Source organism: Solibacillus sp. R5-41, assembly GCF_002736105.1.
Taxonomy (GTDB): domain Bacteria; phylum Bacillota; class Bacilli; order Bacillales_A; family Planococcaceae; genus Solibacillus.
The window spans coordinates 3,585,506-3,600,786 of sequence record NZ_CP024123.1 but is presented as its reverse complement, the minus strand read 5'-3'; the positions used below and the strand labels follow the sequence as shown (position 1 = coordinate 3,600,786).

The 15,281-nt window shown below is 38.2% G+C and carries 14 protein-coding genes and 1 riboswitch; of the genes, 13 read left to right on the top strand and 1 reads right to left on the bottom strand.

The window, feature by feature from the left end:
• Positions 1–9 precede the first annotated feature (9 nt).
• From gap to eno, 5 genes are all read left to right on the top strand, one after another.
• On the top strand, positions 10–1,023 hold the full coding sequence (gene gap / locus CSE16_RS17790) for a type I glyceraldehyde-3-phosphate dehydrogenase (RefSeq protein ID WP_099425124.1): 1,014 nt from the start codon (positions 10–12) through the stop codon (positions 1,021–1,023).
• 489 nt (positions 1,024–1,512) lie between these two features.
• Entirely contained in the window at positions 1,513–2,697 is a 1,185-nt protein-coding gene (gene pgk / locus CSE16_RS17785) for a phosphoglycerate kinase (RefSeq protein ID WP_099425123.1), read from the top strand.
• Positions 2,698–3,000: 303 nt separating this feature from the next.
• The gene (gene tpiA, locus CSE16_RS17780) at positions 3,001–3,762 is read left to right on the top strand and encodes a triose-phosphate isomerase (protein ID WP_099425122.1); all 762 of its coding nucleotides are present in this window, start codon (positions 3,001–3,003) and stop codon (positions 3,760–3,762) included.
• A complete protein-coding gene (gene gpmI / locus CSE16_RS17775) occupies positions 3,755–5,299 on the top strand; it encodes a 2,3-bisphosphoglycerate-independent phosphoglycerate mutase (RefSeq protein WP_099425121.1) in 1,545 nt (514 codons plus the stop codon). Before tpiA ends, gpmI begins: the two co-directional genes overlap by 8 nt.
• Before the next feature lie 80 nt (positions 5,300–5,379).
• Positions 5,380–6,672 carry a phosphopyruvate hydratase gene (eno, locus tag CSE16_RS17770; protein WP_099425120.1) on the top strand — a complete coding sequence of 431 codons (1,293 nt, stop codon included), beginning with the start codon at positions 5,380–5,382 and terminating at the stop codon, positions 6,670–6,672.
• 245 nt (positions 6,673–6,917) lie between these two features.
• Here the strand turns inward: eno and CSE16_RS17765 are convergent, their stop codons facing one another.
• Positions 6,918–7,571: a response regulator transcription factor gene (locus CSE16_RS17765; RefSeq protein ID WP_099425119.1), complete on the bottom strand. Its 654-nt coding sequence runs from the start codon at positions 7,569–7,571 to the stop codon at positions 6,918–6,920.
• Between the two features lie 56 nt (positions 7,572–7,627).
• A riboswitch (cyclic di-GMP riboswitch) is annotated at positions 7,628–7,711 on the bottom strand.
• A gap of 1,385 nt (positions 7,712–9,096) precedes the next feature.
• Here CSE16_RS17765 and CSE16_RS17760 point away from each other — a divergent pair.
• The 8 genes from CSE16_RS17760 (at position 9,097) to CSE16_RS17725 (ending at position 15,267) form a co-directional block, all read left to right on the top strand.
• Entirely contained in the window at positions 9,097–9,711 is a 615-nt protein-coding gene (locus tag CSE16_RS17760) for a CalY family protein (protein ID WP_099425118.1), read from the top strand.
• Between the two features lie 334 nt (positions 9,712–10,045).
• Entirely contained in the window at positions 10,046–10,879 is an 834-nt protein-coding gene (locus CSE16_RS17755) for a hypothetical protein (RefSeq protein ID WP_099425117.1), read from the top strand.
• A 57-nt stretch (positions 10,880–10,936) separates the two neighbouring features.
• Complete coding sequence (sipW, locus tag CSE16_RS17750; RefSeq protein WP_099425116.1) at positions 10,937–11,548, top strand: signal peptidase I SipW; 612 nt, start codon at positions 10,937–10,939, stop codon at positions 11,546–11,548.
• A gap of 28 nt (positions 11,549–11,576) precedes the next feature.
• Positions 11,577–12,236, top strand: a complete 660-nt coding sequence (locus CSE16_RS17745) for a M73 family metallopeptidase (RefSeq protein WP_099425115.1) — start codon at positions 11,577–11,579, stop codon at positions 12,234–12,236.
• A gap of 156 nt (positions 12,237–12,392) precedes the next feature.
• Positions 12,393–12,977, top strand: a complete 585-nt coding sequence (locus tag CSE16_RS17740; RefSeq protein ID WP_253896117.1) for a class D sortase — start codon at positions 12,393–12,395, stop codon at positions 12,975–12,977.
• A gap of 471 nt (positions 12,978–13,448) precedes the next feature.
• Positions 13,449–14,012: a hypothetical protein gene (locus CSE16_RS17735; protein WP_099425114.1), complete on the top strand. Its 564-nt coding sequence runs from the start codon at positions 13,449–13,451 to the stop codon at positions 14,010–14,012.
• A gap of 112 nt (positions 14,013–14,124) precedes the next feature.
• A complete protein-coding gene (gene secG / locus CSE16_RS17730; protein WP_057987356.1) occupies positions 14,125–14,352 on the top strand; it encodes a preprotein translocase subunit SecG in 228 nt (75 codons plus the stop codon).
• 168 nt (positions 14,353–14,520) lie between these two features.
• The gene (locus CSE16_RS17725; RefSeq protein ID WP_099425113.1) at positions 14,521–15,267 is read left to right on the top strand and encodes an alpha/beta hydrolase; all 747 of its coding nucleotides are present in this window, start codon (positions 14,521–14,523) and stop codon (positions 15,265–15,267) included.
• The last annotated feature ends 14 nt before the right edge of the window (positions 15,268–15,281 follow it).

Genomic DNA, 15,281 nt, shown 5'->3' with positions numbered 1-15,281 from the left:
GAATTACACATGGTATTAAAATTAGCGATTAATGGATTTGGTCGAATCGGACGTTTAGTATTTCGTGAGGCGATGAAACATGAAGAATTTGAAGTAGTTGCAGTCAATGATTTAACAGATGCAGGTCAATTAGCACATTTATTGAAATTTGATTCTGTTCACGGTGTATATGATGCGGATGTAGAAGCAGAAGACAAGGCATTCATTGTAAACGGTAAGCGAATTCAAGTGTGTTCGGAGCCGGATCCAGCGAAGTTACCATGGGGAGAAATGGGTGTAGACGTTGTATTAGAATGTACAGGAAGATGGCGTTCTCTGGAGGAAGTATCGAAACATATCGAGGCCGGTGCGAAAAAGGCGATTTTATCAGCACCTGCTAAAGGAGACATGCCGACATATGTAATGGGAGTAAACCATACAGAATATGACCCGTCACAGGATGTTATTTCAAATGCATCTTGTACGACAAACTGTTTAGCGCCATTTGCAAAAGTACTGGATGAAAAATTCGGGATTAAACGCGGTATGATGACAACGATTCACTCATACACGAATGATCAGCGTATTTTAGACTTCCCGCACTCAGACCCACGTCGTGCACGTGCAGGCGCGGTGTCCATGATTCCAACAACAACAGGAGCAGCAGTAGCTGTTTCGAAAGTATTACCACAGTTAAAAGGAAAATTAGATGGTTTCTCAATGCGTGTCCCAACACCGAACGTATCATGTGTGGACTTAGTAGCAGAGCTCAATACAGATGTGACGCTTGAATCGGTAAATGCCGCATTAAAAGAGGCATCAGAAGGTGAATTAAAAGGGATTTTAGCATACAATGAATTACCACTTGTGTCGATTGATTATAACGGTAATCCAGCATCATCAACGATTGATGGGCTTTCAACAATGGTCATGGAAAATCGTATGGTAAAAGTAGTATCTTGGTATGATAATGAAATCGGCTATTCAACACGTCTAATGGACTTAGCGTTATACATTGTCAAACAAGGGTTAAACGAAAAGTAAGTTGAAATGTGTCATACTTAATTTTAACTTGTTTCAGCAGAAGTCTCCCACATCTATAAGTGGGGGATGTATGCCAGGTATGACCTTCATTCAGGGGGTTCAAACCCCGTCTGAATCAAGTTAAAGTCCTCGGCGAATGCCACAAATTTTTAGAGTTTTTTTCGAGCTAGTCCGAAAAAATCTGAACAAGAATTAGCATAGGTGTAATTGATGTAAGGAAAAAGTGTGACATATTACTTGTTATTCGACATAAAAAGTATAGCCTTTAAAAGAAGCAACCATTATAATATATGAGGGTATAGAGCGGAAGGGATTACCTAGCCGCTCTTTTTAACATGAAATTATTAGAATCTATAATTGAAAGCGTACATCAACAGAAGGTATATTTATTGCAAATTATATAGTCATATTCAAATTTTAATAAAGAGCAAAAATAAATAGTATTTAAATCTGGAAATATCCGATGAAAATTAAAGGAGGATTTACTTTATGTTTTTAAAGAAATCAATGAACGATGTAGAAGTAAAAGGGAAACGCGTATTCGTACGTGTGGATTTCAACGTACCAATGGAGGAAGGTCGCATTACAGATGAAACGCGTATTCGTGCAGCGATCCCAACAATTCAACAACTAGTTGAAAATGGAGCAAAAGTTATTTTAGCTTCTCACCTAGGTCGACCTAAAGGCGAAGTAAAAGAAGATATGCGTCTAACTGCTGTTGGAGTGCGTCTTTCAGAATTAATGAACAAGCCTGTAACAAAGCTAGATGAGTCAATTGGTGAAGCAGTTGAATCGGCAGTAAATAGCATGCAAGAGGGCGACATCGTGCTACTTGAAAATGTTCGTTTCCATAAAGGGGAAGAAAAAAATGACCCTGCTTTAGCAGAAAGCTTTGCAAAATTAGCCGACCTTTATATTAACGATGCATTTGGCGCAGCTCACCGTGCACATGCTTCAACAGAAGGCATTGCGAAATTTGTGCCGGCTGTTTCTGGTTTATTAATGGAAAAAGAGTTAGATGTACTTGGAAAAGCCTTATCAAATCCAGAGCGTCCATTTACGGCAATTATCGGTGGGGCCAAAGTAAAGGATAAAATCGACGTAATCGAGAACTTATTAGATAAAGTGGATCACTTAATTATTGGTGGCGGTCTGTCATTCACATTTGTGAAAGCAATGGGCCACGATATCGGAAAATCTTTATTAGAAGAAGATAAAATTGAATTAGCAAAAAGCTTTATCGAACAAGCAAAAGCAAAAGGTGTCGAGTTACATATGCCAGTCGATGCCGTTTTAGCTAATGAATTTTCAAAAGATGCAGAAACACAAGTTGTCAATATTGATGCCATTCCAGCTGATTGGATGGGCTTAGATATCGGACCAAAAACTGCTGAAAATTATGCAGAAGTTATTCAAAAATCAAATTTAATCATTTGGAACGGACCAATGGGTGTATTTGAAATCGATAAGTTTGCAAATGGTACGAAAACAGTTGCAGATGCGATGGCACAAACAGCGGGCTATACAATTATCGGTGGCGGTGACTCAGCTGCGGCAGTAGAAAAATTCGGCGTAGCATCACAAATGAACCACATTTCAACAGGTGGCGGTGCATCCCTTGAATTAATGGAAGGTAAACAATTACCAGGCATTGTCGCATTAAACGATAAGTAATAAAGCGCATTTAAAGGTTATACAAATCGGATTATTTTTTAAATTTAGGGTTAAAAAGACTTTATAGAAATGCAAGTTGATTGGAATGGAGGGAAGGCGACTCCTGCGGGAATAGCAGCTTAGGAACGAAGGCTAAAACCGTCACGTCTTGTGACAACGCCTTCGTGACCAACATCGTGTTGGCCCGAAATAAGTTAGTTGGAGCTGTGCCCGCGGAAAGCGGCCGTACCGAAATGGAAATCAACCCTTAACTATAGTGGGAAACCCAAGTTCGGCAAATAAAATAGATGGAGGGATTTTTTGATGCGAAAACCAATAGTAGCAGGAAACTGGAAAATGTATAAAACATTTGATGAGGCGGTTGACTTTGTTGAAGCCATTCAGCAAGCGATTCCTTCTCCAGATAAAGTAGATGCAGTCATTTGTGCACCAGCATTATACTTACCAACGTTAGTAGTGGCAGCAGAGGATTCTTCATTAGCAATTGGCGCACAAAACATGCACTTTGAAGATGAAGGGGCATTTACAGGGGAAATTAGTCCAGCCATGCTAGCTAATATTCAGGTAGATTACTGCATTTTAGGCCATTCAGAGCGTCGTGAAATGTTCAATGAAACAGATGAAGCCGTAAACAAAAAAGTACGCGCGGCATTAAATCATAGCATCGTACCAATAATTTGCTGTGGAGAAACACTTGAAGAACGTGAAGCAGGTGCCACTGAGAAAAAAGTAGCGAGCCAAATTACGAAAGCTTTAGATGGTTTTACACCAACAGAAGTGGAGCATATGGTTCTTGCTTATGAGCCAATCTGGGCAATCGGAACTGGCAAAACGGCAACAGCAGATGATGCGAATGCTGTATGCGGTGCAATTCGTACCGTAGTTGAAACATTATACGGTATGGAAACAGCGCAAGCGATTCGTATTCAGTATGGCGGCAGCGTAAAGCCAGAAAATATCGTAGAACTTTTAGGAAAAGAGCATATTGATGGAGCACTTGTCGGCGGTGCAAGCCTACAAGCAGATTCTTATATGAAATTATTGGAGGCGGCAGCAAATGCCTAAGCAACCCGTTGCATTAATTATTTTAGATGGCTTTGCCTTTCGAGAAGAGGTAAAGGGAAATGCCGTAGCACAAGCAAATAAACCAAATTTCGATCGTTTCTGGAACGTTTATCCGCACGCGACATTAACAGCGAGCGGAGAATCAGTAGGACTACCAGACGGACAAATGGGGAACTCTGAAGTAGGGCACTTAAATATTGGTGCTGGCCGTATTGTTTACCAAAACTTAACGCGCATCAATAAATCCATTCGTGAGGGAGACTTTTTCCATAACGAACAGTTTTTATCTGCTGTCGAGCATGCAAAAGCACATGGCTCCAAGCTTCATCTAATGGGCTTACTTTCAGATGGCGGAGTTCATAGTCATTATGAGCACTTGTTTGCCTTGTTAAAATTAGCAAAAGCAAACGGCTTAAGTGAAGTATATGTCCATGGTTTCTTAGATGGTCGTGATGTTGGTCCTGCGACTGCACGTGATTATATTATAGAAACAGAAAAGCAAATGAAGGAAATTGGCATCGGTAAATTTGCTAGTGTTCATGGACGTTATTTCGCTATGGATCGCGACAAACGTTGGGAACGCGTACAGCTAACGTATAAAGCGTTAGTAGATGGCATCGGTCAAACGGCTACTTCTGCATTAGCAGGTGTAGAAACATCATACGAACAAACTGTATATGATGAATTCGTTCAACCATTTGTCATTACACAAGAAGGTACACCTGTTGCGACAGTCGATACAAATGATGCAGTAATTTTCTTTAATTTCCGTCCAGACCGTGCAATTCAGCTTTCAACTGTATTTACGAATGAAAGCTTTGCAAGTTTCGAGCTTTCAAACAAGCAACCATCGAACGTAAAATTCGTCTCATTCACGCACTATAGTGATGAGGTGCATGCAGAGGTGGCGTTCCAATCAAATAACCTCGATAATACAGTAGGTGAAGTTATTTCGAAGGCAGGTAAAACGCAATTGCGCATTGCCGAAACGGAGAAATATCCGCACGTAACGTTCTTTATGAGCGGTGGTCGTGAAGCTAATTTTGATGGGGAAGAGCGTATTTTAATTAATTCGCCAAAAGTAGCGACGTATGACTTACAGCCTGAGATGAGTGCTTATGAAGTGACAGATGCACTGCTTCAAGCAATTGCAGCAGATAAATTTGATGCAATTATATTAAACTTTGCCAATCCAGATATGGTTGGACACTCAGGTATGCTAGAGCCTACAATTAAAGCGATTGAAGTTGTAGATGAATGCTTAGGGAAAGTGGTAGATGCAATTATCGCAAAAGGCGGTAAGGCAATTATTACAGCGGACCACGGAAATTCAGATGAGGTCATAACACTAGATGATCATCCGATGACAGCCCATACGACAAATCCGGTTCCTGTTATTGTGACGAAGCCGGGTGTGGTATTACATCAAGATGGCGTTTTAGCAGACTTAGCACCAACAATGCTACAGTTATTAACAATTGAACAACCTGTTGAAATGACAGGGAAATCATTAATTTTGCCAACAAATCAAGATTAATTATTGATTTTGGCTAATTATATAGCTTGTGCAACTAGGCAGGCAACTTATCAATTTTACTTAAAGAGGAGATTTTTATTATGCCATTCATTACTCAAGTATATGCTCGTGAAGTTTTAGACTCTCGCGGTAACCCGACAGTAGAAGTAGAAGTATTTACAGAATCAGGCGCATTCGGTCGCGCAATCGTGCCATCTGGTGCATCAACTGGTGAATATGAAGCAGTAGAATTACGCGATGGCGACAAAGGCCGTTATTTAGGTAAAGGCGTTGAAAAAGCAGTTGAAAATGTCAACACGCTAATCGCCGAAGAATTAGAAAACCAATATTCAGTATTAGACCAAGTTGTGATCGACCAAGCGTTAATCGCACTTGACGGTACAGAAAACAAAGGTAAATTAGGTGCCAACGCAATCCTTGGTGTATCAATGGCCGTTGCACATGCAGCAGCAGATTACCTTGATGTGCCATTATACCAATACCTTGGTGGCTTCAACTCAAAACAATTACCAGTACCAATGATGAACATCATCAATGGTGGTGAGCACGCAGATAATAACGTAGACGTGCAAGAGTTCATGATTATGCCAGTAGGTGCTGAAAACTTCAAACACGCATTACGCATGGGTACAGAAATTTTCCACCACTTAAAAGCGGTATTAAAAGAAAAAGGTTACAACACTGCTGTTGGGGATGAAGGCGGTTTTGCTCCAAACTTAGGCTCAAACGAAGAAGCGATAACAGTAATTTTAGAAGCAATCGAAAAAGCAGGTTACAAAGCAGGCGAAGAAATTCGCTTAGCAATGGACGTAGCATCTTCAGAGTTATATAACAAAGAAGACGGCAAGTACCATTTAAAAGGTGAAGGCGTAGTTCGTACTTCAGAAGAAATGGTTGCTTGGTACGAAGAATTAACTTCTAAATACCCAATCATCTCAATCGAAGACGGCTTAGACGAAAACGACTGGGCTGGTCACAAATTATTAACTGAGCGCATCGGTAACCGCGTACAATTAGTAGGAGACGATCTATTCGTTACTAACACAGCGAAACTTGCTGAAGGTATCGAACAAGGCGTTGGTAACTCAATTTTAGTTAAAGTGAACCAAATCGGTACATTAACTGAAACGTTCGAAGCGATCGAAATGGCAAAACGCGCTGGCTATACAGCCGTTATCTCGCACCGTTCTGGTGAATCAGAAGACGCGACAATTGCAGACATCGCAGTAGCTACAAACGCTGGTCAAATTAAAACAGGTGCACCATCTCGTACAGACCGCGTTGCAAAATACAACCAATTATTACGCATCGAAGACCAACTAGGTGCAACAGCACGCTACGAAGGTTTAAACTCTTTCTATAATATTAAATAATTTATTCAATTTTAAAAGCACTCAAACACGGAGGAGAAAATCCGTTGTTTGAGTGCTTTTTTTTTGGAGAAGAGGGTTAGCTTGGCTACAGTTACTGTTAATAGACAAAAGGTGTGTGACAATAGTTAGTCCCTATCAAAATAAGCGCTTTTCTTCTCTTCGCAAGCTTAGAGTACGAGAATATTTAAGATTGTTAAAACTATTTCCCAGCATGCAATACTAGTTTAAGTTTTAGGAACGCATTATTAAAACGGCACAACATAATTATATTGTACCAATCCTGTTTCATTCGCATAGAGCGCAACTTGTGTACGATCACTAAGGTCCAATTTCGATAAAATTTGGCTAACATGCTTTTTCACCGTATTTTCTGAAATGAATAGGTTTTTGGCTATTTGTTTATTCGAAAATCCCATCCCAAGTTTTTGCAATACTTCTCTTTCCTTAGAAGTGAGAAGCTCTACAAGGTTGGTATCCATTCGGTGTTTCTTTTGTGTTTGCACGAGCATGTCTATTATGTCCGGGTCATAATATTTCCTTCCTTTTTGAATCAATTGAAAGGCATAAATGAGTTCTTCGGGATGTGAGTTTAGTGAAATATAGCCATCTACATCCATTGCCATTGCGCGTTGAAATGATTCACGATCTTTTGAATAGGTAAGGATCGCAAATTTGGAGGTACATCCTAATTTTCTCGCTTCATTAATCAATTCTAATCCACATTCATTTCCTAAATGGAAATCAACAATAGTCAAATCCGGTCTTTCGCTTTGCATCAAATGAAGTGCTTCTTGAGTACTACTTGCTTCTCCGGAAATTTCCAATTTATCCTCTGATGATAGAATGGAAATTAACCCCCTACGGATGATTGCTTGTTCATCCACCAATAAGATTTTCATCAATAAATTGCCTCCCCACTCAAATTAAAAGAGTGCTTCTTTTTAAAGACTTTCAAATGAAATGAGGCCGGTTGCACCACTGACTTCATACATCCAAGGTGCCCAAATAGAGGATGTATTTCCTAGTCTCCCAAAATAAAATCTTTTCCTGTTCTTATTATTTTGCTTCTTTAGTAATAATGTTAGCTTGGAATTAAATTTAGGTTCGCGAAGAAATGAAAGTCTTTAGATGACGTAATTTTCTGTATATTCATTGTAGAATTTGGTTCGGAAATAAATACTTTGAAAAATGCTTCTTTTAAAATGATTCTAAAAAAAATTTTAAATGAGAAATGTTAAAAATGGGTTAAAAAGTTAAAAAAATAAAATTCTTTTATTTTTTTATTATTATTTTTATTATACTTAATTATTTTTTGATTTTTTGTCAGATTTTAGGGGGTGTAAAGCACTTTCTTTGCAATCTTATTGTTTATTTCGTCGTTTCATATCAATTTGCTACACAACGATAGTGTAAATACGACTGTTGAACCGTTAATAGCTGGAATAGAATGTCCGTAACTACAAAAGACACAACAATTAGTAGTAATTTTGCAGCACCCATTGGACTAAAAGTAGGGTATGTGTTGGCTAAATTTGATTTCGCTACACCACTCTTACAATAAATTGATGTAGGAATAGCACTACGAATTATTAGGATAATTAGATGAGCTAGCCAAAAAAATGAATGCTAATGATCTGCAGTTGGAATGGATGTTGTCCCAGTCATCTTAATTCGATCCGAAGTCCACATAAGAATATGAAATAGTAAAGTCAGCACCCATTTCATTATTCGAACATGATTTAAAAAACCAACGAGTCGCGAATGGAGTATCATTAACCCCTGTCTTTTGAATAGAACAAACGTATGACGAAATATATGCGCTAGATGCCAATGCACATGGGAAGGTAGGTCAATATAAACATCACAAACATTCAATATGAATGGAAATACGACAGTAAATAAAGGTGATATTTACCGGTTTTTGGTTTGTTAGTTAGCGAGGTAATTAAAATTTTTTTTAAAATATTTCAATGGAAAATAACGGTGTATTCATGAAATTGTAAAAAAACTAGACACTAAAAAATGGTGTAAGTCATTGATATATCAACATTTATAAAGGGTATATAACTAATTGGTGTTATATGGAATGGAACGAAAGTATACCATAAGTTTCCCTACGAAAGTAGAAGGTCAAAATGCCAAAAATCACCCAATAGAGGGGAGAGGAATTTTTTGGTTCTGTCTATACTGAACATAGTTCCACTTTCATAGTAAGTTAAGTGAGTTTCTAAAAGGGGAGGGAATTTGGAAGCTTTAAAAAGCTGCCGAACTATGAAAATGGTGCATAGAGTCAAGACTGCCTTATCACAGGTGAAAGAAAACTCATACCCAACATCTAATAAGAAAAACGATTTCTTACAAGACACAGGTAAGAGCAAAGTAAACGCAATTAAAAAAAACTAAAACTTATTGGAGGAAATTAAAATGAATCTTAAAAAGAAGTTAGCAATGGGTATCGCAACTGGAGCATTAGCTGTAAGTATGATCGGTGGAGGAACTTATGCTTATTTCAGTGATACAGAAACAAGTACGAATACTTTCGCTGCAGGTACATTGGATTTATCACTAAACCCTACGGAAATTATTAATGTAGATAATATTAAGCCTGGAGACTGGATGACTCGAATATTTGATTTAAAAAATGATGGAACACTCGACATTGCAAATGTGTTGCTTGAAACAAAATACGCTGTAACGGATGCAAAAGGTGATAATGTAGAAGATTTCGGAAAACATATCCGAGTTAACTTCATGTGGAATCCAGATAAAGATATTTCTGGACCATGGACTGAAGCGGGCAATGTGATTTACAAAACCACTCTTGCAGATTTGCAGGGTATGACACCAGACGCTGTTGCCAATAAAATCTTTATTCCATGGTTTGAAGAACAAGGTGGTTTGAAAACTGGAGATACTGACACACTGGCGGTCCAATTTGAATTTGTTGAAAATGACGCGGATCAAAACCAATTCCAAGGCGATTCTTTGGAATTGACTTGGAACTTTGAAGCTAAACAAGGTGATGGCGTAGCCAAATAAATTCATCAAATAATGGGAGGAGAGCCCTTCTCCTCCCTTATTTTATTTCACCAATCCGCTGGTACTCTTCCTTATATATATTTCTCAACATATAACTTTAACTTGTTTCGGCAGAAGTCCTCCACTTCTATAAGTGGGGGATGAATTCCGAGTATGCCCTTAATTCAGTGGGGGTTCAAACCCCGGCTGAATGTCACAGATTTTTAAAGGAGTTTTCGAGCGTGCTCGAAAAAAATCTGGACGGCAATTATGCCGAGGCGTAATTGATTTTTGTGTTTTGAGGAATATATTTAAGGAAAATCCAATGATTGAAAATTAGAAAGGCGGTATCGGATTGAAAAGCAAACCTAGGCGCAGATATAAGAAACGGAAGCATGATCTTATCCTGTATTTAAAGATTGCACTCATTTGTTACTTAGCCATCTTTGGTGTCGGCTATATGTCGTCGGACACTTCCGCATATCTAAGTAGCCAATCGGAATTTTCTGAGACTATTACTGCTGGTATATGGGGAGTTCCGGAAATCCTTGTTAATGCTTGTGGTGAGGAATACACAATTGATGAGGTATCGGGTGATGGAACTGAGCTTAATGAGGAAGCCAAAGATGATAATTCTCAGAAAGAAAAGGGGAAAGATGCATTATCTGGCGAGGAAATCAATGTCGACCAAGAAATCAAAGTTGATAATCCTATAAAAGAAAGCGAAAAGGAAGTAATAGCAAGTGGAGAAAATGAGATTGACTGTGGAGACAAAGTTGAAAAAGATGTAGCAAGTGAAGTTGTCTGTAAGGACAAAGGTGAAAGCCTTGTAGGGGAAAACCAAAAAGATGCTGCTTCAAGTAAGGGAGATCTTGATGACTGCGTGACTGACGGTGAAGAATCTAATGAGGAAGATGAAAAAGATAAAGATAAAGAAGTAGAAAAAACAGAACCTGACCAAGAAAATGAGAATAAAAATGAATTAGAAGATGGGGACATTGATTCCGAGAAAGAAAACGAGAAGAAAGAAGAGTCGGATAATAGCAAAGTAGATGAGGTACAGAAGCCTAACGACGAAAGTCAAAAACAACCTGATAGCAAGGATGAACCTGTTTCTGAATCGGAGGAAACGAACCAAACAGACCAGGACTCCCCAGGAGATAATGCTTCAGAAATTAGTACCGACTAAAAAAAAGCTGGCGCATTGAACGTTGCTGAAAACAAAAAAATATAAAGGATGATACAAATGAGGTATATAAAGAAATCGAAAAATAGCAAGATCATGAAGTGGGTAAATAATATTGTCTCGGGCATACTAATGTTTTTGCTGATCAGTGTAGCCTCCGTAGTAGTTATTTCAAAAGTATCTGGCGGAGAACCGCAATTTTTCGGTTACCAGTTAAAAACTGTTCTTTCGGGATCCATGGAACCGGGGATTCAAACTGGCTCCATTATAGCTGTCAAGGCTGCTGAAGATAAAACGAACTACAAAAAAGGCGATGTCATCACATTCCAAGAAGCTGAAGGCATTTTAATTACTCACCGAATTACAGAAGTAATCAAAAGTGGGGATTCTGTTCTTTACCGGACAAAAGGCGATAACAACAATGGCGAGGATATGAATCCAGTTATGTCTGAAAATGTGGTGGCGAAGTACACTGGCTTTACAATGCCTTACGTAGGGTACTTCAATAACTTTGCCCAGTCGAAAAATGGTGCATTTTTATTGTTAATACCGGGAATACTACTACTTCTATACTCAGCATTTACAATTTGGAAAGTACTATCTGTAGTCGAATTACCTCAAAGAAAAAAAGCAGAAATAGTGGGAGAAGATGGCGAGAAAAGTCCTTCCTGAATCGATTGCAAGGATATGGAGGTATTACATGAACAAACTGTTTCGATTTTTACCGCTCCTTTTGTTAATTAGCGGAATATGTTTCCTTCCCGTAACGACTGTATTTGCAGACGATGAGAATGGCACGGACAAGAATGAAATAGAGATTAGTATTTCACCAAAAGATACATTATTTAATATTAGCAATATGAAGCCTGGTGACTGGGCGCCTCGGGTAATTACAGTCAAAAACTCCGGAAGTAAGGATTTTGACTACCAAATGCAGTTACGAAACGATGGAGAAGAAAAACTGTTCAATGAGCTGCTACTGGAAATAAAAGCTGGTGACGAGGAATTGTATCAGGGCAAATTGGCTGCATTTAAATCTCTGCCAATAAGAAAGCTGGCAACTGGCAGTGGGGAAGATTTGGATATAACGATTCGTTTTCCAGAGCACCTTGGCAATGAATTTCAAGGACTTTTAACGGCTTTTGATTTCATTTTTACAGCAGAAGGAAAAGACAGCACTGCAGTACAAGCGGTGGCATCAGGACAGATTGCTAGCGGTGGTCCAACGCCAACTGGCAAAATCCTGCCTGCCACGTCGACAAATATATTTAATATAATGTTATTTGGTGCTGTACTTGTGGTAGGTGGCATTGTCATGATGATTATCACATATTACAGACGAATGAAATTAGCTCAATAGACGATAAAGTGACTTTTGAAAAGCTTCCTAGGCATCGTGTATCTTGCCTAGGTTGCTTTTTCGTTTTTTTGCGCAGGCTACTTACTGTAAAGAGGAGATAGGTCAACAGTGCCGTTATTAGAATTTACCGTACGATTTTGCAGGAGGTGTTGAGTTTTGTTAAAAAAAATGGCCTTTATTTTGCTGACGGTTGGACTGATTTTCATAGGTTACGCCGGTATGGAACTAAAGTCCGTACAGCAGTTGGAAAAAGTAGCGCTAGCTCAGGCAAAAGAAGATTTAAAAAAACAAATAATAGAGACATCTCAGCCTGAATCATCCAATCCTGAACTGTCTTTTCAAAACGGTCAAACAATTGGCATTTTGCAAATTCCCCTTATTGAAAAAGAGGTCCCGATTGTGGAAGGGACGGATGAGGATGCTTTAAAGCAAGGTGTTGGTCACTACACAGGCACCTTTTATCCTGGGCAAAAGGATCAAATTTTGTTATCAGGACATAGGGACACCGTATTTACGGGATTGGACAAATTACAAAATGGCGATCCAATCATTGTGAAAATGCAGCATGGAACTTTCACATATACCATAGTAGAGACGGAAATTGTCGATGCAAATGATACAACAGTCATCCGCTCTACAGCACCGGAAGAAATGCTGACTTTATCTACTTGCTATCCATTTCGGTATATTGGAAATGCGCCAAAACGGTATATTGTTTATGCGAAACTAATTGAAAAGTGATGATTGGTACACGAAAAATGTGTGACAGTAAATAATAGGGAAATCTAGTTTGTTCAAATAACACAATTCAATTAAATTTAATAGCACATCTAAGAAGTCTCCCTCTCCAAGCGTATGAAGGGAGAAGGCTTATTAGGTGTCAATGCACGCTATGAATGCTTAAAATTTATCTACAATATTAAATAATTTATTCAATTTTAACAGCACTCAAACACATTATGCTGATATGTTGTTTAAGTGCTTTTGTTTGGGGGAGGGAGCAATCGGGGGGATGAGCGTTTAGAGCCGCGGAGCTCCAACTTTAATGTACAACGTTCCGAAAAGTTATACAAACTGGGTCAAATGAAGTATATGAAGCAAAAAGTTTGCATAAAAATCTACTATGCCTAAAAAAGAAGTTCCAAAATAACTATTACAATTTAATTTAAATTCTATATACTATTAAAAAGGAATAATTTAGGGGGGATTTTATTGGTTAAGCATGTAGAAGAAAAAGTAGGTTTCAAAAATGAGAGCAATCCTATACAGAATGAAGTACCGCAACAAAATCTAAATGAAGATAATAAAAATCCAAAAACTAAAAAAGCCCTTCGAAAACTAAAGAAACGACAGCAGCTCGAGCATAAGAAAAATGCCTTACCTGCACCGAAAAAAGTGCAATATATATATGATACTGCAAGTGAAAGCATCATTATAAAAGGTGAAATTGACGAGTCCAGTGCAAAAAAAGCAGGAGGCAACTATTCAATTCGTTTCAAATTAAGTGGACAAAAAGATTTTTTAGAATTCGGCTATCAGGCAAAAATTCCGATTACAAAAAACTATCAATTTCAATTTGAAGTGCTAGAATCCGCATTATTAGCGAAAGATTGTATTGCCATTCAACTTTATAGTGATGTCGGGCATTATTCTGACATTGTATTTTGTGAGTACGAAAGAAAGCAAGAATCTGTCGAAGAAACGATAGATAATACCGAAGATCCATTGAGCCGATTTAAAAAGTCTCAACAAATAAATCACGCCACAAACAAATAATCTAAAAATTTATACAAAAATTGGTTCTTAACATCAATGTTATATTGTCAGCACACAATGAATTTGATATACTGTTATGTATTGTAACGTCCGTGTCTAGGAGGTGGAGCAAATGCATACAATATTTACAGTATTACTTATTATCGTAGCTTTATCTTTAATCGTTATTGTATTATTACAATCAGGTAAAAGTGCTGGTTTATCAGGTGCCATCTCAGGTGGAGCTGAGCAACTATTCGGTAAACAGAAAGCTCGTGGGATGGATTTAGTATTACACCGCATCACGATTGTTCTTGCTGTTTTATTCTTCGTATTAGCATTAGCTATTACAAAATTCTAATCGAATGAAATCAATCGCCTAACCGAGCGCAAAGCATGGTTGGGCTTTTTCTTTTGTTCAGGAGCAAAAAAACGTATAATAGAATTATCCAGATTAGGAAGACCGCGATTCTGCAGTAATGCACGAATCGTATTTTTCTAAGGAAACATTTCGACAGGAGTATTTGCGATGAAAAAAGCAATGTCTACACCATTTTTATTTGAAGCTGGATCACGAGCAGTTTTATTATTACATGGTTTTACAGGAAGTTCCGCGGATGTACGGATACTTGGCCGTTTTTTAGAGAATAATGGGTATACTTCTCATGCACCTCATTATAAAGGGCATGGCGTACCACCAGAAGAGCTCATAGTCACTAGTCCCGATGATTGGTGGCAAGATGTACTCAATGGATATGATACATTAAAACAAGCAGGCTATGAAGAAATCGCCGTTGCGGGACTATCTTTAGGTGGTGTTTTTTCATTAAAATTAGCACTGCAAAAGCCAGTAAAAGGCGTTATTACAATGTGTTCACCCATGTCGATGCGCACAACACATAAAATGTTTGAAGGTGTCATCGAATATGCACAACAATATAAAAAACAAGAAGGTAAAAATGAACAGAAAATCGAACTAGAAATAGAAGCGCTAAAAAATACAGGGATGGCTTCTTTACCACAGTTGCAGCAACTTATTCAAGAAGTACGACAGTCCATTGACTTATTATATGCACCGATTTTGGTCGTACAATCACGTCAAGATGATGTCATTGATCCGCACTCAGCAAACATAATTTATAGTAGTGTGGAATCCATTCAAAAAGAGTTGAAATGGTTTGAGCAATCAGGTCATGTGATTACACTTGATAAAGAAAGAAATCAGCTCCATGATGATGTTCTTGCGTTTTTAAATTCATTAGATTGGACAGTCTAATGGTTGAATATATA